The organism is Halorussus amylolyticus (genome assembly GCF_004143485.2).
GTDB classification, from domain to species: domain Archaea; phylum Halobacteriota; class Halobacteria; order Halobacteriales; family Haladaptataceae; genus Halorussus; species Halorussus amylolyticus.
The window spans coordinates 579,551-605,636 of sequence record NZ_ML974130.1; the positions used below are offsets into that span (position 1 = coordinate 579,551).

Consider the following 26,086-nt stretch of genomic DNA (forward strand, 5'->3'; position numbering starts at 1 on the left):
GAAAATATAATAATAAATAAAATTGTATCCGGCTTTCGCTCCCGAACAATACCATACTTATTAGGCAGACAAACTGCTCTTTATAACGTATCGAATGGTTCGTCCGAATCGGCAGCGAGAACGCGAGCGTGAACGTACATCGGAAGAGGAAACAGACCAGACCGAGACCCAGAGCTGTCCCGAGTGCGACTCGGAGGACCTCGTCACGACCGGAGACGGCAACGAAATCGTCTGCGACGACTGCGGTCTCGTCCTCGAAGAGCAAACCATCGACCGCGGGCCGGAGTGGCGCGCGTTCAACCACAGCGAACGCCAGAGCAAGAGTCGGGTCGGCGCGCCGACCACGAACACGATGCACGACAAGGGTCTCACGACCCAGATAGACTGGAAGAACAAGGACGCCTACGGTCGGTCGCTCTCCTCGGAGAAGCGGAGTCAGATGCACCGTCTGCGCAAGTGGCAAGAGCGCATCCGGACGAAGGACGCGGGCGAGCGGAACCTCCAGTTCGCGCTGTCCGAAATCGACCGGATGGCGAGCGCGCTCGGCGTCCCGCGGTCGGTCCGCGAGGTGGCGTCGGTCATCTACCGGCGCACGCTCAACGAGGACCTGATTCGGGGCCGGTCCATCGAGGGCGTCGCGACCAGTTGCCTCTACGCGGCGTGTCGGCAGGAGGGCATTCCGCGGAGCCTCGAAGAGGTCTCGGAGGTGTCCCGCGTCGAGCAGAAGGAAATCGGTCGGACGTACCGCTACATCGCGAAGGAACTCACCCTCAAGATGGAACCGGTGGACCCCAAGGAGTACGTGCCGCGGTTCACCTCCGAACTCGGCGTGAGCGAGGAGGTCAAGATGAAGGCGAACGAGATTATCGACAAGACCGCAGAGCAGGGCCTCCTCTCGGGCAAGTCGCCGACGGGGTACGCCGCGGCCGCGATTTACGCCGCCTCGCTGCTCTGTAACGAGAAGAAGACCCAGCGCGAGGTCGCCGACGTCGCGCAGGTCACCGAGGTCACCATCCGAAACCGGTATCAAGAGCAAATCGAAGCGATGGGCCTTTACTGACACCGTCGAGCGCCACCGCGTCCCGACGCGTCGGGACGCGGTGGCGCGTTCGCGTGATGTCGAGGTCCCGTGACCGCTCGACGCCGAACGACGGCAGAAATATCGGGTCGCGTTTTCCGACGATGCATTGCTGACTTTTCGCGGTTCGGACGCCGCACTCACTCCCGACGAGCGAACGCCATGACCGCGACGGCGAGACCGACGAGGGTGACGCCCGCGTCGAAGCCGGGAACCGTCCCGTTCGTTGGCTCGTCGCTCAGATCGTCGTCCGAGTCCGAACCGGTCGCGTTTCCGTCGCCCCCATCGTTTTGACTGGTCTCGCGGGTTTCGTTGGTCTCGCCGCGCTCGTGGGTCTCGTTGTTTTCGGTCGTCTCGCGACTTTCGGTGGTCTGCGTGGTGTCGTCTTCGTTTCCGTCGCTCCCGTCGCCGTCGTCCTCGCTTTCGTCGCCGTCGCGTTCGTCCTCGCGCTCTTCGAGAACGTCGATTTCGAGGGTCCGCCCGTCGAGTTCGAGCGTGTGGGTCCCTGGCTTCTCGGGTTCGGCGGTGAACGTCATCGTCTCGGTCGTACCGCCCGCTACCATCGGCGTCCGGCGGTCGATTCGGTCGCCGTCGAGGAACAGTTCGAACTCCGCGCCGCCGGTCTGGTCGCCGGTGTTTTCGACGGTCGCGGTCACGGTTACCGACTCGCCGACCGTCACTTCGGTCGGGTCGGCCGAGAACTCGACGACCGATAGACTCGCTGGCTCGGCTGGCGAGCCGGAGTTGGGTCGCCGAACCGTCACGTTCGCCGTCTCGGAGTCGTCGGGCGAGAACACGCCGTGCTCGTAGGTGCCGTACGTCGCGTTCTCGGCGACTTTGGAGACGAACTCGACGTAACGCTCGTCGCCAGCGTCGAGCGAGACGGTCGTGTTGGCCTCGGACGCGTCGTCGATTCGGTACTCGATGCGCGCGGTCTCGCTCACGTCGCCAACGTTCTCGACCGTCGCGTTCAGCGTGACGTTGTCGCCGCGTTTGGCGGTGTCGGGGGCATCGAGGTTCGTCATCGCGACGAACGCGTCGCGTTCGAGCGCGAAGTCGGTCCCAGTGACCGACGCCGCTGGACCGACAGTGACGCCGGTCGTCTCGTCTTCGATGAACTCGGTCGCGTTCGCCGCCAGCGCGTAGTCGTCGCCGTGCGCTACCGTTTCGAATCGGTAGTCTCCATCGTCGTCGGTCGTCATCGAGTCGAGCGTCTCGCTCGCGTTCGACAGCGTCACCGTCGCGTTCTCGACCGGCGTCTGGCCGTCGAGTTCGGTGACGGTTCCCGAGACCGACCCGGGTTCGCCTTCGAGCGCGAGGTCGGCGGTCTCGTCCTCGCCGTCGCCGAGCGAGACGACCGTGGCGTTCGTCTCATAGTCCGCGATAGTCGCCGAGAGGTCGTAGTCCGTGCCGGTTCCGGGGATATTTTCGACGACGTACTCGCCGTCCGCGTCGGTCGTCGCGGTGTACGTTCGCGACCCGTCTTCGACGCTCACGGTCGCGCCGTCGATTTCGTCGCCGGTCACCGCGTCGGTCACCGTACCGGTGAGTTCGGCGTTGCCCGAGACGACGACGCTTTCGGTGGCGCTCGCGCCGTCGCCGACGGTCACGCGCGTCTCGGCCAGTTCGTAGCCGTCCTCGTCGATTGCCACGTCGTACTCGTGGCCCCCCGCGACGGCTTCGAACCGGTAGTCGCCGTCCGCGTCCGTCGTCGCGTCGTACGTGTCGCCGCCGTGTTCGGCCGTCACGGCGAGGCCTTCGACGGGTGCTCCGAGAACGTCGTCGGTCACCGTTCCGGCGAGCGTCGCGTTCCCCGATAGCGTGTGGGTCCGACTGGCGGTTTCGCCGGGACTCAGCGACACGTCCGCGAGGTCGCTCCCGTCGTAGCCGTCGGCTTCGATGACGTAGTCGTAGGCGTGGCCGCCGGGGAGCGCGGGGATGGAGACGGTCCCCGAACTGTCGGCCGAGTAGGAATCCAACGCGACGCCGAACGAGTCGCTCTCGACCGACACCTCCGCGTCGGCTATCTCTCCGCCCGACTCGGCGTCGGTGAGCGTGAGGTCGTCGCTCGCATCGCCGCTGAGTTCGAAGTCCGTGCCCGTGGCGTCCTCGCCGTCGCCCACGCCGACGGTATCGGAGTCAGACTCCCATCCCGTCGTCTCGACTCCGACGTCGTAGGACTCGGCTTGCGGGTCGGCGAGTCCGGCGACCGTGAGGGTGTACTCGCCGTTCTCGTCGGTCTCGACGGTGTACGTCCCCGCGTCGCCTTCGGCCGTCACCGTTACGTCTTCGAGTTCGGTTCCGAAGACTTCGTCCGTGACCGTGCCGCTGATGGTGGCCGTCCCCGTCAGGTCGGCGTCGAGTCCGTGAGTCGCGCCGTCCGAAACTCGCTCGTCGGCGAACGTGGTCGCGTCGTAGCCGTCCGCTTCGACGCTCACGTCGTAGTCGTCGCCGCCGGGAACGCCATCGACGGTGTACGACCCGTCGGCGTCGGTCGTCGCGGTGTACTCGTCGCCGCCGATTTCGGCGGTCACGGTCGCGCCCTCGACTCCCGCCCCGCTGTCGGCGTCGATGATTCGGCCGGAAATCTCGGCGTTGCCCGTCAGTTTCCAGCTTCGACTATTCGTTTCGCCCGGGTCCAGCGACGACGTGTGTTCGAAGTCGTCGTAGCCCGCGGCCGAGTACACGAAGTCGTAGGTGTACCCGCCCGGAACGCTCGTCTCCACGAAGCCGTTCTGGTCGGTCGCGGACACGTCCTCGGCGACGCCGAACACGTTGCTTTCGACGGTCACGGTCGCGTCCTCGATGGGTTCGTCGGTCACGGCGTCGCTGACCGACATGGCTTCCTCTTTCGCGTCCCCGGTGATGTCGAGGTCGAAGTCGGTCGCGTCGTCGCCGTCGCCGAGCGTCGCGGTCGTCGCCGAGTTCGCGCCCCAGCCCTCGGGGGAGACGCCCACCGTGTACGCCTCGTCTGTTCCGGGGACGGAGACGCTGTACGTTCCGTCTTTGCTTGTCTCGGCAGTGTACGTCGCGTCGCTGTTCTCGACCGATACCGAGATGCCGGGGACGCCCGTCTCGAACGTCGTGTCGGAAATTGTCCCGCTCACCGACGCGCTCCCGTCGAGTCCGACGTCGAGGGTCTCGTCGTCGCTTCCGACGGTCACGGAGTCGGTGTCGCTCTCGTAGCCGTCGCGCTCGACGGTCACGTCGTAGTCGGTGTTGCCCTCGACCGCGTCGAACGCGTAGGAGCCGTCACCGCTCGTTTGGGTGTCTGCGACGGTCCCGTCGTCGGTTTCGAGCGTGACGGTCGCGCCGTCGAGCGGGTCGCCCGTCGCGGCGTCGGTGACGGTGCCATCGACGTTCGGTCGCCTCACGTCGATGGTCACGGTCGCGTCGTCGTGTCCGGCGTCGTTTTCGAGTCGGTAATCGACTTCGTACGTGCCGTCCTCGGTGGGTCCGGCGAGTTCGAGCGAACCGTCGGCGGCGAGCGTCAGGCTCCCGCCTGCGAAGTCTGCGGTGTCGCCCGCGTCGTACTCGGTGGCGTCGCCTGCGAGGTCGCCGCCGCCGAAGCTCGCGACGCTCGCCTCCGGGTCGCCGAGGTCGTCGGCTCCGTTGCCGTGGTCTTCGACCACGCTCTCGCCGAGGGTGCCGCCGTATCCGACCGCAAAGCCGTCGGCGTCGTTCGCGGTCGGCGCGATTCCGAGTTCCTCGAACGAGAGGTCGTCGAAGTACACCTCGGCGTAGCTGCCGTCCTCTTGGTGGGCGGTGATTCGAACGACGGCGTCAACCGCGTTCTCGGGGGCGGCCGAGGTGTCGCCGAACTCGTCGAACTCGGTGTCCGAGTCCGAGCGCAGGTCGGTGAGCGACGTGCCCGCGCCGGAGACGACTGACCCCGACTCGTCGAGGTACTCGACTTCGACCTGGCCGTAGTCCGCGGTCGAGAGGTCGTCGTCGGTGCCGACGAATCCGCCGACTTCGTACGACCGGCCCGACCGTATCGGGACGGTCTGTTCGAGGCTCGCGTAGTCGCCGCTCCCCGTGGTGTCGCCGAACGCCTCGGTTCCGCTCGGTGCGCTCTGGTCCCCGTCGGTCGAGGGGTCGAGACACCCCATCGTGGACTCGCCGGGCGAGGCGTCGGTCCAGCCGTCGGCGCCGTCCTCGCACGAGGGGTCGTCGAGCGTGTGGTCTCGTACCCGAATCTCGACCGTCGCGTCGTCGGACGCGTCCTCGTTCTCGATGCGGTAATCGAACGCGTAGGTGCCGGTTTCGGTGGGGTCGGTGAGGCTGAACGAGCCGTCGGCGTTCACTTCGAGCGTGCCGCCAGCGAGGTCGGCGGTGTCGCCCGCGTCGTTACTCGTCACGTCGCCCGCGAGGTCGCCGCCGCCGAAGCTCGCGAGGTCGGCCTTCGGAAAGCCGCGCTCGTCGGACTGGTCGCCGAGGTCGAACACCGACTCGTCGGGCGCGAGCGTCTTCTCGATTCCGACCTCCAGCCCATCGACGTCGTAGGCGTTCACCGGTTCGTCTGCGGCGGTTCCGGGGGTGAACGCGAGGTCGTCGAAGTAGACGCCCGCGAAGTCGTCGTTCTCGACGTGGGCCATCCGGAGGCGGACGACGGCTTTGTGCGCGTCGGTCGGGGCCACCGACGAATCCGCGAATCTATCGAACTCGCTTGCCGAGTCCGACTGGAGGTTCGAGACGGTGACGCCCTCGCCCGAGATGACGTTGCCCCCCTCGTCGAGGTACTCGACTTCGACCTCGCCGTAGTCGTCTCCGGGGTCGGTTCCGACGAGTCCCTCGATGGAGTACTCCTCGTCGGGGACGACCCACACTTCCTGTTCGGCGACCACGTCGCCGGTCCCGGCCGACACCGCGAACGCGCTGTCGCCGACCGCGGCCGAGTGGTCGGTGTCGTCGGTGGTGTCCAAATCGAGACACGTCATGTCCCCCTGCGTTCCGGTCCATCCCGGCGGAACCTCGGTTCCGTCGGTCTCCTCGCACGCCGGATTTTCGAGTTCGTGGTCGCCGACCTCGATTGTCACCGTGGCCTCGTCCGACTGGCCGTCATCCGTCTCGATGCGGTAGTCGAACGCGTACGTGCCGGTCTCGGTCGGGTCGGTGAGGCTGAACGACCCGTCGGCGTTCACTTCGAGCGTGCCGCCCGCGAGGTCGGCGGTATCGCCCGCGTCGTACTCGGTGGCGTCGCCTGCGAGGTCGCCGCCGCCGAAGCTCGCGAGGTCGGCGGGTTCGCTGCCAAGGTCGTCTTCGTCCTCGGCGTAGTCGTCGTCGAACAGCGTCCACGACGGGTCGAGGGTCTGTTCGACGCCCGTCTCGACGCCGCTGACCGGGAACGCAGTCACCCCGCTGGTGACCTCGCGGAACTCGACCTCGTTGAGGTAGGCGTCCGAGTAGCTGGTGTCGTCGATATCGACGAGGGTGACCCGGACGACGGCGGTGGCCGCGTCCTGCGGAGCCTCGGTCGTCCCCTCGAACGACTCGTACGTTCCCCCCGCTGGCTTGGATTCCACCGTGGTACCGCTTCCCGACAGGACGGAGCCACTGCTATCTCGGTACTCGACCTCGATCTCGACGTAATCGCTGGTGCCAGTGTCCCTCCCGGCCTCGCCGCCGACGTTGTACTCCGTCTCGCCGGTCACGTCGACCTCTTGCTCGACGATGCCGTCGGAGTCATCACCGGAGAAATCGGCAAAGGAGTCCGACCCGTCGGGTGAAGTCAAATCGTCGATAGTCGATGGGTCCGTACACTGGACATTGCTCGACACCGCCGTCCACCCGTCCGGTGGGGTGCCGCTGCCGTCGTCGCTGTTGCAGTCAGGGTTCGTGAGCAGATTCGGCCCCTCCTGCTGGGCACTCATCGCCGAAATCGAGCGGACTTCGTGCGTGCGCTCGCCCGCTCCGCCAGCGTTCTCTCCGTCATCGAGAGCGTGCGCCGGTGCGTCGAGTCCGGCGACACTGCCCGAGGCCGCGAGCATCCATGCGCCGAGAACCACGAGGCACACACTCACCACCGAACGAGTCGTGTGCCCAGACCGGGAAATCATAACTCTCTCCAATCAGTCGGGGAGTTTATTTCTTTCTAATAATAGATGTACCATCCTTGAACAGCCGTTTCATCAGTGAACAGCCGTGTCGGTCGAACGACCGATACTCGGTACTGATTCGAACGCGCTGGTCCCCGTCAACCGAGACGCTCGACGGCGGTCGCCGTCGAGCGTCTCGGACCGCCACGAGGACGCCGACGCCCCGAACCGCTTGCGCTACGTCTCAGGAGTGACTCGGATAGACGCCCTGCACCGCGATGACGTAGGTAACCGTCAGGAACGGCGGCATGTTGTCGTGGGGCCGACCGTCGCCCGTTCGACCGACGGTTCCGTCGACGTCCATCTTCCCGTTGGCGTCGCCGTCGGTGTAGATATCTACGCCGTCGCCGCCGCGTGCCACCAGACCGAGCCGGTTTCCGTTGGGGTTTCGGCTGTCGGCCTGGTCTTTGCTCACCGGAAGGTTCGCCTGCAACGCGTGGTTGTGTGGTGCCAGTTGCTGCTGGGACAGCGCGACGGTTTCGGACCCGCCAGCCTCTCCGACCTTCCGTTGAGACCGACTACCGCCCCGTCCGGCGGAAATCGGGACGCGGCCGCGCAGGTCGGGGAGGCCGAACGTCTGTCTCCCCTGGCCGCCGTATTTCGTCCCGAGAAGACTGTAGAGCGCCTCGTTCTGCGAGATGGGTATTCGCTGTCCGCTACACTTCGAGAAGCCGACCGGAGCGAACTTCCCGCCGAACAGTTCGATACCGCCGAGGACCGGGTTGGCCGCGAGCTGTGGCGCGCCGACCGATGCCCCGTTCCCGGCGTTCGCCGGGCCGCGTCCCCGAGCGCGGCCCGGTTCGCGACCCGGGTTCTGGCGCGTGAACGCGACCTCGTACTGGACGCGCTCGGTGTCGGGATTCATCGTCGGCGTCGCGCTCAGACTCACGTCGAACCGGTCGCCGCCGTCGTTTTCGAGTCGATACAGGTCGTCGTCGAGGACGGTGTCGCCTGGTCCGTCGAACACGAGCGTGAATCGCTCCCAGTCTTCGGCGGTGTCGAACGTGGTGTCGATTTCTGTGAGTTCGAGTTCGAGGTCGGCGTCCGCGTCGCTGACGGTGAACGTGGTTCCCTGGTGGTCGTCGAGCGCTTCGAACGATGGTGCGGCGTGCAAATCGGTCATGGATGACGTGCGTCCATCGAACCCACCCTATTTCAAATTATGTTTATTCGAATCGGAAACGAAACTGTCACTTCCCGCGGTCGGGACGACCGTCCCGGATATTTGCGCAAAATGAAACGTTCGCCGTCGCACTCGGGCAGGATATCTCCGCGAAAGTGTACGAAGTGTGACTTAATTCGGGGAAAACCTATCTGTTTTGGTACGCGGTTTATTACCACCCTGTACGTTGGCCAGTGTGGTAGCAGGGGAACCGTCGTTTCAGGCTTTCGCCACTGGTATCGGCTCTGACAAACCACCTGCTGCCCTTTTCCCATGTCGCCGACTCCGGTCGAGTCGTGACTCTCGACGGCGCGGGCGCTAAGTGGCCGCGCCGCTCTAGCTTCCCGACCCGCTCCCGGACGCCACTATCTCGTCTACGAGACCCGCAATCGCCCGGCGCTTGAGAACGACGAACCCCGCGAAGACGACGAGGAATCCGACGAGCGTCGGGAGCGTAATCGGCTCACCCAAGACCACGACGCCGACGATAGTCGCGACCACCGGAACGAGGTACGCGACCAGCGACGTTTCGAGCGCGCCCCGGACTTCGAGCAGCGTAAAGTAGATGAAGAACGCGATTGCTGTCGCGAACACGCCGAGGTACGCGACCGCCGCACCCGCCGTGAGGGTCGTGGGAAGCGTGAACGCTTCGCCGACGCCGGTGCTCACGCCGTGGAGGACGAGACCGCCGACGAGCATCGACCACCCCGACAGCGCGGCCTTGTCGAGCGTCGGTCCCGCTCGCTGGACGAGGACGCCACCGAGCGCCACGCCCGCGACCTGCCCGAGAATCAGGAGTCGCCCGACCGCGTTGCCCCCGAGCAGATTTCCGGGGTCGGGCCGAACGATGAGACCGACGCCGACGAATCCGAGACCGATGCCGACCGCACCGACCGACGACACGCGCTCTTCGGGCAGGAGTCCGAGCGCCCACAGCGAGGTCGCGATGGGGACGAGGCTCTGCATGATGGCGGCCACGCCGCTCGGGACGGTCTGCTGGCCGATGAACAGAAACGCGTTCGCGGCCACGAGGAACACCCCGCCCGCGAGGACGGCGGTGACGTTCGCCCGGTCGGTCGGAAGGCTCGGAGTCTCGCTCGCGAAGGCGTACCCCAGCAGGAGGACGGCCGCGATATCGTAGCGAAACGCCGCGAAGAGTATCGGCTCCAGCGACTCCAGACCCACCGAGATAGCCAGAAACGAGAATCCCCACAGCACGGAGAGCGCCGCGAACAAGCCCACAGTTACGAAGCGGTGGTTCACACGCAGTCCGAGGGCCGCCGGACAATTATGGGTCTCGATTCCGGTAGAATCTCACGACCGGAGTTCCGGAGTCCGACGGCCCGAGTTCCGGAATCCTACGACCGGGCGCTCGGCGTCTCGCCCGCCTTCGAGACCGACTCCGAAGCGCCCCTCGCGAGTGCCCCGTACAGGCCGATTTCGTCGCCGAGACCCGTCATCCGAACCTCCGGTGTCTCGACGTAACAGAAGTCGTCGAGGTGCGCTCGAATTCCCTCCAACACCGTCTGTCGATTGTTGAGCGCCACGCCGCCCCCGAGCGTGACGACGCCCGGATTGTAGGCATTACACAGCGTCCCGATGCCCGCGGCGTTGTATCGCCCGATGTCTTCGAGATAGCCGCGAGCGACGGCGTCGCCGTCGCTCGCGGCCTCGAAGAGGTCCTGGGCGCGGAGCGATTCGATGTCGGCCAAGGCCGTCTCGCGGTCCTCGTCGCGGAGGCGGTGTGCGACGTACTCGGGGATTCCTCGCCCCGAGCAGACGGCTTCCCACGCGCCGGGGACGCCGAAACTGTCGAGACCCGTGGTCGGCGCGACCGGAAAGAGACCCACTTCCGCGGCGTGACCCGACTCCCCGCGGACGAGTCGTCCCCGCTCGACCACTCCGGCCCCGATGCCGGTCCCGAAGGTGACGTGAGCGACCGAGTCGTAGGTCTCGCCGACGCCGAACCGCCACTCCCCGAGCGCGGAGGCGCTGCAGTCGTTTTCGAGAAAGAGCGGGAGGTCGAACTCGCTCCGAATCGCGGTCCGGAGGTCGATGTCGCGAACCGCGTCACCGTCCTTGGTGTCGAGTTCCTCGACGACGCCGGTCGAGTGACCGACGAGACCGGTACACGAAATCGAGACCGCGGCGAGGGGCGACGAAACCGCGTTTTCGAGCGTCCGAACCGCGCTGAGGACCTGCGCTTCGAAGTCGGCGGGGTCGGTGGCCTCGACCTCGATGTCGGTGAGAAACTCACCCGAAGGCGTGCCGACGGCGTACCGGCAGTGGGTACTACCAATTCCGAAGACGGCGATGCGCTCCATGGCGAAGGTGTATAGCGCCGTCGTATAAAGTATCCTGTTGCTACGGTCTTGGAGGGAAGCCCTACGACGGTGGGACCCCCCGCTTACTCCACAAACTTCGGCTATCGTTCCGGACAAACTTCGACTATCGTTCCGAACATCCGGACGTGTGGATTTTCCGACACAGTTATGTGTTGAGAATCTCGTAGCGAAAATATGGCGAACTCGCCCTCCACCGCCGACGAACAGTGCCGACAATCCCGGCGTCTCCCTCGACGGACCGTCCTGACCGGTCTCGCCGCCGTCGGAACTGCGGGGACGGCCGGATGTGTGGACCTCATCGACGAGGTGGCCGACCGCGCCCTCGAAGACGTGAACCTCTTCAACGAGTCCAGCGAGTCGCTCGAAGGCACCATCGACATCACCGGTCCCGACGGGTCTTCGGTCCTGTCCGAACGGTTCGAACTACACGCTCAGACCGAAGACGAACCCAACGAAGACGCGACCGGCGTGTACGCGGACGTGTGGCAGGCTACTGGCACCTACGAGACCAGCGTCGAACTGGACGACGGCTTCGAGGTCAGCGGCGACTCGCGCGCCGAACGGTCAGTGAGCATCGAAAACCCCGACGAGCAGATGCTCGCGGTCGTGTTCGGGGCCGAGGACGAGGAAGACGGAATCCTCCTCGCGGTCGGCGAAAGTCTCAGCGAATTTCGGTAGCGTCTCGGCCGTTCGCCGTTTTTTCGAGAGATTCGACCGGAGCGAGTGTCGCAGGGTTTATGCACTCCTCACGACATTCGACCACCATGACCGACGTACGCGAGGCGACCGACGACCTCCTCGCGGAGAAATCCGACTTCGAACCCCACCTCCGAGACCTCCTCGAAGTTGACGAGCGAACTGACGGATGGACGTTCGACGACGTGCCCTTCGATTCGGGCACTTTCGGCGAACTCGTCTCTCGCGATATCGTCGTCGAGCGCGACGGGAAGTACGAAGTCGCCGACCCGGAGGCGGTTCGAGCGAGCCTCGACGGCGACCCGGCCGACGGCGATTCGCCGTCTCGGTCGCTTCCCTCGCTCTCGCTCCCCTCGGTTTCTCGGGCGAACGCGGCCGCACTTGCGGCCGCGCTCGCGTTCGTCGCGGCGGTGCGCACGTACTTTCTCACCCACGTGTTCCGCTCCGACGGCGTCTTGCTCTCTTCGAACGACCCGTACTACTACCGCTACTGGGTCGAACAGCTCTCGGCGGAGGCGGTCGGTGTCTTCGACTTCAGCGTGCTCTCTGGCCTTCCGAGTCCGGTCGCGAACGGCGAACCGCTGACGGTCGGTACGCTCTGGTGGGTCACGAACCTGCTCGGCGGGGCCGACGCCTCGGGGGCGGTGCTGGCGTGGTATCCGGTCGTCTCGGCGCTCGTCGTCGCGGTTCTCACCTACGCGATAGCCAAGCGACTGACCGACGACCCCCGGGTCGCCGTCGCGTCGGTCCTGTTTCTCGCGGTGCTTCCGGCGTTCGCCTACCGGACCGGTCTCGGGTTCGCCGACCACCACGCCTTCGACTACCCGTGGCTCGCGCTCACCGCGCTCGCGCTCGTCTGGCTCGCGGACGTCGGCCACCCCGAACTCCGCGACCCCCGGACGTGGGTCGTCTCGGGCGTCCTCGGATTCGCGGTCGCCGGACAGGTGCTGGCGTGGGAGGCGGGACCGCTCCTCATCGGCGCGCTCGGCGTGTACGTCGCGGTCCGAACCGCGGCCGACGTTCGCGCCGAGCGGTCGTCGCTCGCCGGAAACGCTCCGATAGTCGCGGGGCTGGCGTTCGCCTCTCTCCTTTCGCACCTCGCGCACACCGGCTTCGGGTGGCACGAGGGCGTGGTCGCGTACTCGCCCGCGCTGTTGCTCGTCGGCGTCGTTGGAGTGTCGCTTGTCGGGGAAGCCATTCACCGCGCCCGAATGCCTGCGTTCGTTCTCGGGACTACCGAGGTCGCAGGCGCGCTCGGCGGTCTCGCGCTCCTGCAGGTGTTTCTCCCGTCGTACGCGAGCACACTGTTTACGAGACTCGACGTTCTCCTCTTTAGAACTGGTCCCGCCGAAACCAACTCGATGTTCGCCGGTGGGGCGTTGGGGCCGCTTCTCGGTCCGCTGTTCGAACTCGGATTCGCGTGGCTGCTCGCGGTTCCGATGCTGCTGTACGCCGGGTGGCGTGCCTACCGGACCAACCGCGCGACGTGGCTCGTAGTCGTGACCTACGGCTGGTACTTCCTCGCACTCGCGACACTCCAGCGCCGGTTCGTCGGCGAACTCTCGCCGTTCGTGGCGATACTCGTCGGGTGGGCGTTCGTCGCGTTCGCCGCGAAAATCGATGTGGCCGTGCCGCCCGCGTTCGACCGCGACGAGTCCACCGCGCCCGGTCGAACTGACTCTCCCGACCGGCGTTCGCTCCGCATGCCGAGTCGAAACACCGTCACCGTCCTCGGCGTCCTCTTCCTGCTCGTGACGAGCGCGGGCGCGGTCCAGACCGCGGTCCGCCACGAGCAGGTCAAAATCGTGGGCGAGACGTACGAGTCGGCCCAGTGGATGGACGGCTACGCCGACCAGCAGGAGTGGGAGTACCCCGAGGACTACGTGCTGAGCAAGTGGGGCCGGAATCGGATGTACAACTACCACGTGAACGGCGAATCGCGGTCCTACGTGTTCGCCGACCAGAACTACGAGCGATTCCTCGCGGCCAACGATTCGGAAGCGGAGTATCAGCGGTTACGAGATAGAGTCGGGTTCGTCGTCACGCGCGACCTCACGCTTCCCGGACAGGCCCGCGACGACATCATGTACACTCGACTCCACCAGCGGTTCGGAAGCGAGGCCGACGACGGGTCGTCCGGCGTCGGCCACTTCCGCGCGGTGTACGCCAGCGACACGGGCGCGACCAAGGTGTTCACGCTCGTTCCCGGCGCGAACGTCACCGGCACCGCGTCGGCGGGCGAATCCGTGACGGTCGAACGGCGCGTCGAAATCGAGGGCGCGGAGTTCGACTATCGGCGCACGGTCGAAGCCGGTGACGACGGGAACTTCTCCGTGACCGTTGCTCACCCCGGTACGTACTCGGTCGGTAACGAAACCGTGGATGTGTCCGAGGATGCGGTTCGAAACGGCGGCAACGTCACGGTCGGCGCGTAGTTTCTACACACCAACCGTGTGTCGCTCTCGCGCAGAATCGGCGCGTCGTTACCGCGTCACTGCACGGTCGGCCCCGCGACCGCCGCGCGAATCGGTTTTTTCCCGGAGTTCGTTGTAGAACGCGACGGCGTACACCGCGAGCAGCATGCCGATGGTCGCAGTGGAGACCACGTAGACGGCGGTGACGCCGACCAGCAGTGCCGGTGAGAGTTGGGTCGTCGTCGCAGTTGCGAGGTCACCGGTCGGTTGGGGAGTCGCTTGGAGGAGTGCTGACGGAATCGAGATGACGAGACCGAACGTACCGCCGACGATCATGACGAGGACGGTGTAGCCGAGCGTGCTCACGAAGTTATCGCGGACGAGCGAGACGCTACCTTTCAGTCCTCCGACAGCGCCCGCGTCGTTCAGGACGATTTCCTGCCCGTAGAACTGGGTGAACAGCACGAGGGCCGCGAACGCGAGACCGATGAGGACGAACACGCCGAGCATCACGAAGATGCCGCCGGACTCGGCGGCACCGGCGAGTCCGACCGAGACGCCGGTCACGATGAACCCCAGGACGGCGAGGACGCCGAACGCCATGAACACCGCCAGGAGGAGCAGGTACGCGCCGAGTATCGACAGGTAGTTTCGCTTGCCCGACTCGACGAACGTCCCGAGGTGCGTGCGACCCTTCAGCGCTTCGTCGGCGACGGCGACGATGCCAGCGTAGATGAAGGGTGTGGCGAGCAACGTGACGACCATGAACGCGAGCGAGACCATGAGCGTCGCGGCCGGACTGATTGTCTGTGCGAGTAGCGGAGGCGTCTGGAGGAGTCCGAATACGGCGAACACCCCGACGAGAATCGGGTTTCGAAGTATTGCGGAGGGGACCTTTTTGAATGCTGTGAATACAGCCATGTATTTGAGTTGAGACACTATCGGGATAATATTTGGGGTTCGGGAAGCGCGAGAGCGGTGCCGGACCCGAAAAAAGCGAGGTTCCGGGGTCGAGATTCCCGCCCAGCAGGTCGTGTTCGCGTGTGGTCCCTTGCGTCGAAATCTCCCCGAAAAATCGCCAAATCCGAGACCTACGTCGAGATGCCGCCCAGACCGACGCCCGCCGACGGCGGGCGCGGCGTCACCGTACGAGCCCCAATCGGTCGAGCGTTTCCGAAGTCGGCTCTCCCTCGGAGTTCCAGCCGCGGACCTCGTAGTACTCGTCGAGCATCGCGTCGAGTTCTTCCGGCGGGCAGTGCATCCCCGCCGCGGGGCCGTCCGGAATCGGCTCGTGTTGGACTCGGTGCGGGAGTGTGTCGGTCTCGACCGACGCGACACCGCGCTCGACGTTGATGAGCCGCTCCAGATTGTACACTCGCTCGCCGATTGCCTCGACCTCGTCGGTGGTGAGGTCCCACCCCGTCGCCGCGTTGATGGCGTCGCGGTAGCGGTCGTTTATCCGCTTGCCCCATCCGCCCTCGCTGACGAACCGACACTGCGTGAGCGAGTCGCCGAGCGCGGTGAAGTGCTGTGACCGGGCGGCGAACTCGGGGGTTCCCTCGGTTGTCTCGTCGTGTTCACCCTGATACTGAAGCGTCGGGCGAGTGTCGTGGTGGGACCCGCCGCGCGTCGAAGTGGCGTAGCCGACGCTCATTCCCTTGAGGCCGCGGGCGGAGTGGGCGGCGATTTCGAGGCCCTTCACGCCGTAGAGGAACTCCTCGGACCCGTCGCCGACGGCCGCGGCCAGCCGGAACGACCCCTCCGCGAGGTCGTCACCGAAACCCTCGCGGTGGGAAATCTGGCGCGCGAGTTCGACCAGTCCGTCGGCGTCGCCGAACTCCAGATGCGGGGACACGTCGTCTTCGAGCAGTCCCTGCTCGTAGCACTCGCGGGCGAACGCGACCGTGACGCCGAAGCTGATGGTGTCGAGACCGAGGCGGTCACAGAGGTCGTTGGCCTTCATCACTCGCTTCACGTCGAACACCTCCTGCATCGTGGAGGTAGCGAAGAGGCTCTCGAACTCGGGAATCTTGGCCTCGGTGAGGCCCTCCGACTCGACGGTGACGTGCTTCCCGCACGCGACCGGACACGCGGTGCAGGTGGTGTCCTCGACCACGAACTCCTCCTTGATGCGCTCGCCGCTGACCGCCTCCGCGTCGTCTCTCGGCCCGTGTTCTGACTGGAGATTTCGGCGGCCGAGTTTCCCCATCTCGTTGATAGGGTTGACGAGACCGCTGGTGCCGAAGCCTTGGAGCATCTCGGTCTCCTGCATGAGCGGTCCCATCCGTCCGGTGGCGAGGTCTCGTAGCCCCCCGTCGTCGGCGGATTCCGGTGTGAAATCGCCCTCGCGGACGGCGACCGCTTTGACGTTCTTCGACCCGAGGACGGCCCCGCTGCCGCCACGCCCCGCGACGCCCTCTCGGCGCTCGGAGTCGTGGAGCAGGCAGGCGTAGCGCACGCGGTTCTCGCCCGCCGGTCCGGTGGCGATGACGTGCGTGTCGTATCCCGCCCCCTCGCGTTCGCGCACCGCGGCACACGTTTCGTACGTGTCGAGGCCGGTCAGGTCGTCGGCGGATTCGAGACTTGCGCCGTCCTCGCCGACCCGGACGTACACCGGTTCGTCGGCCGTTCCGTGGAGAACGATGGCGTCGAAGCCGGTCGATTTCTGGGCGGCCGGGAACGTGCCGCCGAAGGTGCTGTCGAAAAAGCCCTCGGTCATCGGACTCACGAAGCCGACGACGCCGCGACTGGTGCTCTGGAACGGCGTGCCCGTCATCGGTCCGACGGCGAAGACGGCGACGTTCTCGGGGTCGAACGGGTCGGCGTCGGTCGGGACGTGGTCGCGGACGAGTTTCGCGGCGAGACCGTTCCCGCCGAGGAACTTCCGGGCGGTCTCGGGGGCGAGCGGTTCGCGTCGGTGGTCGCCCGAGGCGAGGTCCACGTGCAGCACCTCGCCGCCGTACACGTCGGGGAGGTCGCGTGTCATGCGTTGTGGGAACGTCTACCGGAGGCGTGATAAAAGTTTAGCGTCGGTTCGAGCGGAGTTCACTGATTCCTCGACTTATTCGCAAACGTTACGGGAAAACGTTGATTCTACCGAACAATGTCGGAATGCCTTTTCGGGCCGAGGAGAGTTCCGAGCGCCTACTCGGTCGCGCCCAGCAGGTCAGCGGTGGACGCGGCCATCACCTTCGTCGCGGTGAGGACCTCGTCGATAGGGACGTGTTCGTCGACGACGTGGGCCTGTTCGAGCAGTCCCGGACCGTAGACGATGCATTCTTCGATTCCGGCGTCGTTGACGACGAACCGCTGGTCGTCTGACCCCGGCGAGACGACCGGTTCGGTCTCGTCGTAGAAGTCGAGGATGTTCTCGGTGTACGTCGCACCCACCGTGCAGTCAGCGGGGACGCTCGCGGGTTCGGCGAACATTATTTCATCGTACGCGAACGCGTGGCCCGTCGCGACCTCGGCGTCGTCGATGAGACCGCGAATCTCCTCGCGGGCGCTCTCGACGGTCTCGTCGGGGACGAGCACGCGGTAGAACGTCGCCGTACACCGGTCGGGCACGACGTTCTCGGAGTATCCGGCGTCTATCATGGTCGCGGAGATGTCCGCGCGTCGTGATTCGGGAGGCGTGACCGGCAGGTCGGTCGTCCGCGCGTGGAGTTCGTCCTCGTACTCGTCGATTCGGGTGAGGAAGTCGTTCATCGCCATGACGGCGTTCGCGCCGTCGTGAGCCATGCAACCGTGGGCTTTCTCGCCGTGCGCCGTGACGCTGAACTTCAGGACGCCGCGGTGGCCGAGGCAGATGCGCGAGGAGTCGAAACACTCGGTGTAGACGCAGTAGTCGGTGTTCTCCCGGGAGACGTACCCCTCGTCGACGAGGTAGCCGAGGCCGGTGAAGCCGCCGGTCTCCTCGTCGATAGTCATGCTCTGAGTGACCGACCCGCGGAGGTCGATTCCGACCGCTTCGAGCGCGTCGATTGCGAACAAGCTGGCCGCGATGCCGGATTTCATGTCGCTCGACCCCCGGCCGTAGACACGGCCGTCTTCGACGGTGGGGTCGTAGGGGTCGTAGCTCCAGTCTTCGCCCGCGGGCACGACGTCGAAGTGGCCGGTGAAGTGAACGTCCGGCCCCTCGGTATCGCTCGTCTTCCGACCCAGCACGTTCACGCGCTCGTGGTCGGTCCGGTCGGGGTAGTGTTCGGCCACGACCGCCTCGGGAACCTCGACCGTCTCGACCGCGTAGTCGCGCTCGGCCATCGCGTCCGCGAGGAACTGCGCGCCCTCGCGGTAGTTCCGGCCCGGCGGATTCTCGGTCTCGATGGCGAGGAACTCCTCCAAGAACGCGACGATGGCGTCCTCGCGGGCATCGACCGCGTCGTAAATCTCGCGTTTGTCCACCATGTCAGAGGTCCCGCCCCCCGTCCACTTCGAGCGCGGTGCCGGTGACCATCGCGGCCTCGTCGCTCGCGAGGAATGCGGCGGCGTGCGCGATGTCTTCGGGTTCGGCCAGTCGGCCGAGCGGAATCGTGTCCGCCATCCCCGCCACGCTGAGGTCGTCGCCCGCGAACTCGGGAAGCATGTCGGTGTCGGTCGCGACCGGGCAGATCGCGTTGACTCGGATTCCGTCGTCGGCGAGTTCGTACGCCAACTGTTTCGTGAGGGTAATCATCCCGCCCTTCGACGCCGCGTACGCCGAGAGGCCGGTCCGGGGTCGGATGCCCGCGGTCGAAGCCGTGTTGAGAACGACGCCGCCGCCCTGCTCGCGCATGTGCGGGACGGCGTACTTCGCGCCGAGGAACGCGCTCTTCAGGTTCACGTCCTGAATCCGGTCCCACGTCTCCTCGGTCACGTCCTCGACCGGCGTCGACTCCTGCGGAATGCCAGCGTTGTTGTGGAGCACATCGATGCGCCCGAACTCCTCGACGGTTCGCTCAACGAACCCCGCCACGTCGTCGGCGTCGGAGACGTCGGCGGTCACCGCGACGGCCGAACTGTCCCCCTCTGCGCGCTCTATCGACGAGACGGTCTCCGATGCGGCGTCGTCGTCGAGGTCGACCACCACGACGTCTGCACCTCGCTCTGCGAACAGGCGGGCGGTCGCGCGTCCCATTCCGGAACCCGCGCCCGTGATGACTGCTACCGTGTCCCCTAGCATTATACGAGACAGTTGTGCGTTCGCCGTATCAAACTATCGGACTGTATTAAATGGAAATTGCGTATCTTGCGATACTGAACGGAAAATACCGTATTCGGCGGACAAAATTTCATACATCGCGAGTCCCCCGCGAGTTCGGCGGTCGAAGGGCGCGCTGTGGGACGGCCCCGGATTGTGGAATGACTCCGGACTGTGGGACGACTCAAGCACCCGGGAGGTCCGTCCCGCTCCCCTCAGCGAGGTTCACCGCGACGTTCTTGGTCTGGAGGTACGAGTCGAGCGCTTCCAGTCCCTTCTCCCGGCCGATACCGCTCTTCTTGTACCCGCCGAACGGCGTCTGGTTCGTGTCGCCGAACCACTTGTTGACGTAGACGTTCCCCGCCTCCAGCCGTCGGGCGAACCGGTGGGCGCGTCTCACGTCGGCCGTGAACACGCCCGCGACCAGCCCGAACTCCACGTCGTTGGCCACCGCCAGCGCCTCGGTCTCGTCGGCGACCGAGAGGACGGTGAGCACCGGGCCGAAAATCTCCTCCTGAGCGATGCGCATGTCGCTCTCGACATCGGTGAACACGGTCGGTTCTACGAAGTACCCCTCCCGGTCGGGCGCGGTTCCGCCGGTGGCGAGCGTCGCGCCCTCCTCGCGGCCGAGGGCGACGTAACTCCGTACCTTCTCGAACTGGTCGGCAGAGGCGAGCGGTCCCATGTCGAGGTCCTCGCGCCCCGGGCCGAGTTCGTAGCGCTCGGCGCGTTCGACGAGGCGCTCGACCAGCGGGTCGCGGACCGACTCGTGGACGACCACCCGGTCGGCCGCCGAACACACCTGTCCCGCGTTGGTGAAAATCGCCTTCGCTATCCAGTCCGCCGCCTCGTCGAGGTCGGCGTCGGGAAACACCACCGCGGGGTTCTTGCCGCCGAGTTCGAGCGTCACCGGCGTCACGTTCTCAGCGGCCTGTTTCATGATGGCCTGCCCGGTCGGAACGCTCCCGGTGAACGTGATGGTGTCCACGTCGGGGTGGGAGACGAGCGCCGCGCCCGCCGGGTCGCCAAAGCCCGTGACGACGTTGACCACGCCGTCCGGAACGCCCGCCTGCGCACAAAGCTCCGCGAGTCGGAGCGACGAGAGCGGCGTCTGCTCGGCGGGCTTGACGACCGCGGCGTTCCCCGCGACGAGCGCGGGTGCCACTCCCCGCGCGAAGAGGTTCCCCGGGAAGTTCCACGGCGTTATCTGTGCGCTCACGCCGTACGGTTCGCGGAGGGTGAAATCCACCTGGTCGGGACCGACGGGGACGCTCCTCCCTTCGAGTTTGTCGGCCGCGCCGGCGTAGTACTCGAAGTACCGAGCCGCCCCCTCCATATCGCTTTTCGCCTGCGAGACGGGCTTGCCCTGGTCGAGGCTCTCGAGCGCGGCGAGTTCGTCGCGGTGGTCTCGAACCAACTGTCCGATTCGGGCGACGATTCGGCCGCGTTCGTCCGGGGCGGTGTCGCGCCACGCCGGAAACGCCTCGCGCGCGGCCCCGACCGCGCGCTCGACGTCGTCGGCCGTCGCTTCCGCGACCTCGGCTATCGGCTCCTCGGTCGCCGGGTTCTCGGTCTCGAACCGTCCGCCGTCGGCCGCCGCCGTCCACTTCCCTCCGATGTAGAGGTCGTACGGTGCCTCGACGTTCGCGTCGGAAACGCCCATGTTCCGTGTACCGCGGACGGCCCCGTTAGGTCTTTCGGACGTTCGATAGATATCGGATTCTGTCGGACTTCGTTCTATATCTTCTCTCTTTAGTAGAACAGAGTTGGCGCGAGCCGAGTCCGGCTTTCAGCCGGACTCGGCGAGAGACCGTTCGACCCGACCACCGTCGCGAACTCCTGTCGTTCTCGACGCCCCTCGCCGACTCGGACTCTCGTCGGCTCACTCCGCCGGGTCGGTCGCGAGTTCGAGCGCGGCGTTCGCCAGCACGCTCGCCGCCTCGTAGCAGTCGTCCCAGCTCGTGAACTCCTCGGGCGAGTGGCTCTTGCCGCCCTCGCTCACCGCGAACACCATCCCGGTGTCGCACACCGACGCGAGGTGGGTCGCGTCGTGGCCCGCGCCGCTGACGAGCTCTCGGCCGCGACACCCGCGAGCGTCGGCCGCCCGGCGGACCGCATCGACGGTGCGGTCGGGGAACGAGATGGCCGGTGCGCGCATGCGCTCTTCGGTCTCGTACTCGACGCCCTCGCGGTCGGCGGCGTCCTCGGCTTCCGCGAGCACGCGGCGGTACGCTTGTTCGACTACCGCGTCGTCGGGGTCCCGGAACCCCCACGTCACGGTCACCTCCTCGGGGATGATGTTGATGGAGTTGGGGCTGGCATCGACGTAGCCGACGGTGCCGACCGTCCGCTCGCCGAGCGTGCCCGGGATGCGACGAACCGACGTAATCAGGTCGGCGGCGGCGACGAGCGCGTCGCTCCGGTGGTGCATCGGCGTCGGCCCGGAGTGGTCGGCCTCGCCGTGGAAGGTCACCGCGCCCCACGTGAAGCCGACGATTCCGGTGACGACGCCCACGTCGGCGTCCGCCTCGACGAGTCGCGGCCCCTGCTCGACGTGGAGTTCGAGGTAGGCCTCGTACTCGGTGGCGGGTTCGGCCGGGACGTCGCCCCGGTAGCCGATGTCGTCGAGCGCGTCGCCGAGCGAGACACCGTCGTCGTCGGTTTTTGCGCGCTCGGCTTCGATGTCGTGAGCACCCGCCCAGACGCCGCTTCCTTGCATTGCGGGCTGGAATCGCGACCCCTCCTCGTTCGTCCAGTTCACGACCTCGACGGGGCGGGTCGTCTCGATTCCCTCGTCGTCGAGCGACCGGACGAACTCCAGCGCCGCGACCACGCCGAGCGCGCCGTCGTAGATGCCGCCGTTCGGCTGTGAGTCGAGGTGCGACCCCACGAGCACTGGCGCGGCGTCGGGGTCGGTCCCTTCGCGCCGACCGAACGTGTTGCCGAATTCGTCGATGCGCACGTCGAGGTCAGCGTTTCGGAGTTGTTCGACGAACCAGTCTCGAATCTCGCGGTCGGCCTCGGTGAGCGCGAGGCGGTGGAGGCCGCCGTCTTCGGTCGCGCCGTACGTCGCCTGCTCTTCCATCGTCGCGACGAGTCGCTCGCGGTCGAGGCGGAGCGTCACGTCGCACCCCTCCGGCGAACCGCCACGGAAGCGCGGCGGGTAATCGGTGCGCTCCGGTCGTACGCCGCTCTCGAACGGGTGCTGTGCGGTCGGTTGTCCATACCGTGTGATTGTTCTGTCATGCTATGTAGTCGTTTAGTCGTCGCCAAAATAATCGATTCGAGGTGGTTACGCTCCGGTCAGTCGCCCGCCATCGCCCCGCCCTTCGGTTCGGACCCCGAGAGGAGCACGCTACCCAAGAGGAGCACGAGCAGCGCCGAGCCGACTCCGATGAACGTCGAGGGGACGCCGAACAGGCCGCCGGTGAGTTCGGTTCCGACCCCGAGTATCGCCCCGGTGACGATGGAGGCGAGGATGGCCTTTCCGCTCAGACCGGCCCAGTACAGTCCCATGTACACGGGGAGGAGGAACGCGCTCGTCAGCAAGACCGCCCGGAAGTTGTAGAGTTCGATGATGGTCCCCGGCGGATTGACTGCCGCGGCCGTCGCCGTGATGCCGAAGACGATGGTCGCGAGACGCGACACCTTGAGCTGGGAGTCGTCGCCGGACTCCGGTCGGAAGTAGCTGTAGATGTCGCGCGCCGTGGTGATACCGGTCGAGTGCAGTCGCGTGTCCGTCGTCGAGAGGATGGCGCTCATGACCGCGAGGATGAGGATGATGCCGACCTCGTCGGGAACGTACTCGGTGATGAGCGTGGGGAACGCGCCGTCCTGCGTCTCGATGCTCAGCCCGCCCGCGTCAAGCGCGACGGTGGTCGCGCCACCGAGGATGACGAGCGCCGAGTAGAACACCGACAGGATGACGCCGGACGCCGCGAGGTGGAGCTTCGCGGTCCGAACGTCCTTGGTCGCGGCGATGCGAACGATGTTGTTCTGTTCGGTGAATATCGTCCCGAAGAACGCCACGATGGTCGCCACGATGCCGAGTGCGGTGTACGCGCCTCCGGCCGTCGGGTTGACGTACGAGCTATCGAGCGCGCCGAACTGTTGGTTGATGCTGGTAAATCCGCCGAGGTCGAACAGCATGAATCCGAGCGCGAGCAACACCGCGGCGACCATCACGGTCCCCTGCAGGAAGTCGGTCCACGCCACGCTTATCAGGCCGCCGAGCACGGTGTACGCGATGAACACGATGCCGATGACCCACACCATGTACTCGTAGGGGACGCCCGTGATTGCGGTCACGAGGAGGCTCGCGCCCACGAGCTGCATGACGAGGTACAGCCACCCGTTTCCGAGCAACACCGTTCCCGCGATGGGTCGCGCCGCGTCGTAGCCTGTCACGTCGGCGATGATGTCCGGGAACGTGAGCAGGTCGAGGTTCCGAACCCGGTCGACCGCGAAGTACAGCGCGCTCGTCCCGAGCATCAGCCCGAAAATGGTGTGAGTCATCAGCGCGTACCCCTCGCCGTACACCGCTCCGATGAAGCCGATGACGCTCACCGCGCTCACGAAGTTCGCGACGAACGACCACGTCGCCAGCCACGGCCCCATGTTCTGACCGAACGCCCAGAAGTCCATGACATCGGTGGTCTTGGTGTATCCCCAGACGCCGATGGCGAGCACGATGAGAAGGTAGACGATGAACGTCCCGAGGTAGAACGGATTAACGTCCGCCATCGGTCTGTCCTCCGTCGGCCGCGCGGTCTCTGACGACGTCACTCCCGCTACGGTCTTGGGTCGTATCGTTCACGGGCTTTCCGAGTAACACGTGGACGGTCAGGTAGTGCATCGCGCCTAAACTCCCCGCGAGCAGGGTCGCGACGAACACGATGAACATCGTGTCTGGCATGCCAAATATTGTCATGTGTGTCTATCTGCCACATTACGGTAATCCCTTGTAAATATAGGGGAATATATCAAATCCGATGGCGCGAAATTATGTTTTTCCCGGACTTTTTCCAGCGTTCAGCTCTTTAGGAGAACGCAGTATGTTCGAATTGGTGTCGCGTCGTCCATCCTCCCGTCACGTCTCCGTTTCACCGGAGAGAATTTCCCGGCTCGCGCCGACGAGCGCGTTTAGACCGTCGGCGGCCGCCGCGAGGTCGACGTGCTCGTCGTAGGTGTGAGCCTGGGCGATGTCACCGGGTCCCCACGTAATCGCCTCGATGTCGGCGTCGTTGACGAAGTTTCGAACGTCGGTCGAAGCGTTGACGCCCCACGGGTCGGTCGGCACGTCCGCGACTTCGGCCGAGTGGCGTCTGAAGACATCCGCGAGCGGGCTATCGGCGTCGATTGCGGCCGACTCGTACGTCCGCGTTCGCTCCCACGACGCCTCCACGCCGTGTTCGGACCGGACCTCGGCGAGCAGGTCGTCGAACTCCGCGTCGATTTCCTCGACGCTCTCGTCCGGAAGGAACCGCCGGTCCACGGTGATAGTGACTCGCTCGGGGACCACGTTCTCCTTGGTTCCCGCCTCGAACATCGTGACGGTGGCGTACGCCTGTCCGACGAGGTCGTCTTCGCGTTCGCGTATCCGTCGGTCGTAGGCTTCGAGCGCGTCGAGGACCGGTCGCGCCCGGACGATGGCGTTCTCGCCCTGGTCGGGACGGCTCGCGTGGGAGGGGTCGCCCGAGACGGCAATCTCGTACCACGCGAGACCCTTCTCGCTCGTCGCGGTCCGCATCTCCGTCGGTTCGAGCACGACGCCGTAATCGCCGTCGTACCCGCTTTCCAGCAACGTTTTGGTTCCCGGTTCGGCGGTCTCCTCGCCGATGGCGGCGTGGAACACGACCGACCCCGGAAGCTCTCCCGACTCGATATCGTCGGCGAGCGACGCGGTCGCGAGCATCGCTATCGCGACGCCGGTCTTCATATCGACGCTCCCGCGACCGTAGAGGGAGTCGCCCTCGACGCGTCCGCCGTAGGGGTCGTGACTCCAGTGGTCGCGGTCGCCTGCGGGGACCACGTCGATGTGTCCGTTCAGCACGAGCGTCGGCCCGCCGTCGCCGACGCGAGCGCCCACCTGCGGGCGGTCGGCGTAGGGTTCTTCGACGAGGTCCGCGTCGATGCCGCGCTCGTCGAACCACTCGACGATGTACTCAGAACACGCCCGTTCGTTGCCCGGCGGATTCTCGGTCTGGATTCGGACGAGGTCGGCGATGAGTTCGGTCAGTTCGTCGTCGGATACCGTGCTGGTCATACTCTCGCATACTCGGCCTCCCGACAAAATCGTTGTGATATGGGTAACACACTGTCTAGTCTGTCCCGAGAAACTGTGGAAATTTTCTCTCAATCTCTTTTTGGAGCGGACGAAATCCATCCGACCGCGCTGTCCTCCCGGCCGCCCGTGACTCGGGGTCGGTGCAGCCCGTGATTCGAGGTCGATGGTCGCCCTCCGACCCCGATGGCCGCTCTCCGACCGGCGAGACGGCGTTCGGTCCGCGAGAGGGAACTTTCTTGGCTCGACCCGCCTAATCTGCCAATATGAACGACGCGCTTCGGGCGGCTCCCAAGCTCGACGAAACCGATCTCGCGATTCTGGAAAAGGTGGAATCCGACTTCGATGTCAGTCTCGAAACCCTCGCCGAAGAACTGGACCTCTCGAAGTCCGCGGTCCACTACCGACTGAACAAACTCAAGGACAGCGGCGTTATCACGTCGGTCACGGCAGACGTTGACCCTCTCGCCCTCGGCCTGGAGATGGTCGCAATCACCGACGTTTCGGTGACTCACGAGCGCGGGTACTCCGACGACATCGGCGAGAAACTCACCGCCCTCGACGGTGTCGAGCAGGTGTACTACACGATGGGTGACGTGGATTTCGTGGTGATAAGCCGGGTCCAGAGCCGCGACCAACTCAACGATTTGATAGACCGAATGGTCGCCATCGACGGCATCAACGAGACCTCCTCGCGCTTCGTGATGCAGGAGTTCGAAACCGACCGTCAGGTCGCCGCGACCCTATCGGACGAAGCCCGTGATGTCATCCTCGATTCGCAGGGCGACTGAGAGGGTCGCACGAGACGTTTCGTCGCTGGCTGTCACAATC

The 26,086-nt window shown here is 65.8% G+C and carries 17 protein-coding genes; 4 read left to right on the plus strand and 13 right to left on the minus strand.

Annotated features, from left to right (window positions below; genetic code table 11):
- Positions 1–94: 94 nt before the first annotated feature.
- Positions 95–1,060, plus strand: a complete 966-nt coding sequence (locus EKH81_RS02940; protein WP_132057835.1) for a transcription initiation factor IIB — start codon at positions 95–97, stop codon at positions 1,058–1,060.
- A 158-nt stretch (positions 1,061–1,218) separates the two neighbouring features.
- Here EKH81_RS02940 and EKH81_RS02945 read toward each other — a convergent pair whose 3' ends face one another.
- The 4 genes from EKH81_RS02945 to EKH81_RS02960 all read right to left on the minus strand — a co-directional run bounded on the left by EKH81_RS02945 (position 1,219) and on the right by EKH81_RS02960 (position 10,662).
- A complete protein-coding gene (locus EKH81_RS02945; RefSeq protein WP_132057834.1) occupies positions 1,219–7,101 on the minus strand; it encodes a carboxypeptidase regulatory-like domain-containing protein in 5,883 nt (1,960 codons plus the stop codon).
- A 259-nt stretch (positions 7,102–7,360) separates the two neighbouring features.
- A complete protein-coding gene (locus EKH81_RS02950; protein WP_132057833.1) occupies positions 7,361–8,299 on the minus strand; it encodes a phage tail protein in 939 nt (312 codons plus the stop codon).
- A gap of 375 nt (positions 8,300–8,674) precedes the next feature.
- Positions 8,675–9,601 carry a DMT family transporter gene (locus EKH81_RS02955; protein ID WP_132057832.1) on the minus strand — a complete coding sequence of 309 codons (927 nt, stop codon included), beginning with the start codon at positions 9,599–9,601 and terminating at the stop codon, positions 8,675–8,677.
- Between the two features lie 95 nt (positions 9,602–9,696).
- Positions 9,697–10,662, minus strand: coding sequence for an ROK family protein (locus EKH81_RS02960; protein ID WP_132057831.1), 966 nt, complete (start codon positions 10,660–10,662; stop codon positions 9,697–9,699).
- Between the two features lie 195 nt (positions 10,663–10,857).
- Between EKH81_RS02960 and EKH81_RS02965 the strand changes: the two genes are divergently transcribed.
- Entirely contained in the window at positions 10,858–11,361 is a 504-nt protein-coding gene (locus tag EKH81_RS02965; RefSeq protein WP_202935040.1) for a hypothetical protein, read from the plus strand.
- Positions 11,362–11,447: 86 nt separating this feature from the next.
- Positions 11,448–13,814: an STT3 domain-containing protein gene (locus EKH81_RS02970; RefSeq protein WP_132057830.1), complete on the plus strand. Its 2,367-nt coding sequence runs from the start codon at positions 11,448–11,450 to the stop codon at positions 13,812–13,814.
- A 48-nt stretch (positions 13,815–13,862) separates the two neighbouring features.
- Here the strand turns inward: EKH81_RS02970 and EKH81_RS02975 are convergent, their stop codons facing one another.
- From EKH81_RS02975 to EKH81_RS03015, 9 genes are all read right to left on the minus strand, one after another.
- Positions 13,863–14,714, minus strand: a complete 852-nt coding sequence (locus tag EKH81_RS02975; RefSeq protein WP_132057829.1) for a DUF7847 domain-containing protein — start codon at positions 14,712–14,714, stop codon at positions 13,863–13,865.
- Positions 14,715–14,934: 220 nt separating this feature from the next.
- Positions 14,935–16,779, minus strand: coding sequence for an aldehyde ferredoxin oxidoreductase family protein (locus tag EKH81_RS02980; RefSeq protein WP_132057828.1), 1,845 nt, complete (start codon positions 16,777–16,779; stop codon positions 14,935–14,937).
- A 158-nt stretch (positions 16,780–16,937) separates the two neighbouring features.
- Positions 16,938–18,200, minus strand: a complete 1,263-nt coding sequence (locus EKH81_RS02985; protein ID WP_132057827.1) for an ArgE/DapE family deacylase — start codon at positions 18,198–18,200, stop codon at positions 16,938–16,940.
- 1 nt (position 18,201) lies between these two features.
- Positions 18,202–18,954: an SDR family oxidoreductase gene (locus EKH81_RS02990; protein ID WP_202935041.1), complete on the minus strand. Its 753-nt coding sequence runs from the start codon at positions 18,952–18,954 to the stop codon at positions 18,202–18,204.
- 202 nt (positions 18,955–19,156) lie between these two features.
- A complete protein-coding gene (locus EKH81_RS02995; protein ID WP_132057825.1) occupies positions 19,157–20,635 on the minus strand; it encodes an aldehyde dehydrogenase family protein in 1,479 nt (492 codons plus the stop codon).
- 219 nt (positions 20,636–20,854) lie between these two features.
- The gene (locus tag EKH81_RS03000; RefSeq protein WP_132057824.1) at positions 20,855–22,096 is read right to left on the minus strand and encodes a Zn-dependent hydrolase; all 1,242 of its coding nucleotides are present in this window, start codon (positions 22,094–22,096) and stop codon (positions 20,855–20,857) included.
- 179 nt (positions 22,097–22,275) lie between these two features.
- Entirely contained in the window at positions 22,276–23,715 is a 1,440-nt protein-coding gene (locus EKH81_RS03005) for a sodium:solute symporter family protein (protein ID WP_132057823.1), read from the minus strand.
- Entirely contained in the window at positions 23,702–23,887 is a 186-nt protein-coding gene (locus EKH81_RS03010; RefSeq protein WP_238392102.1) for a hypothetical protein, read from the minus strand. Before EKH81_RS03010 ends, EKH81_RS03005 begins: the two co-directional genes overlap by 14 nt.
- 174 nt (positions 23,888–24,061) lie before the next feature.
- Positions 24,062–25,237: a M20 family metallopeptidase gene (locus EKH81_RS03015; RefSeq protein ID WP_132057821.1), complete on the minus strand. Its 1,176-nt coding sequence runs from the start codon at positions 25,235–25,237 to the stop codon at positions 24,062–24,064.
- 284 nt (positions 25,238–25,521) lie between these two features.
- On the opposite strand from EKH81_RS03015, the gene EKH81_RS03020 reads away from it, so the two are divergent.
- Positions 25,522–26,046, plus strand: coding sequence for an Lrp/AsnC family transcriptional regulator (locus tag EKH81_RS03020; RefSeq protein WP_132057820.1), 525 nt, complete (start codon positions 25,522–25,524; stop codon positions 26,044–26,046).
- The last annotated feature ends 40 nt before the right edge of the window (positions 26,047–26,086 follow it).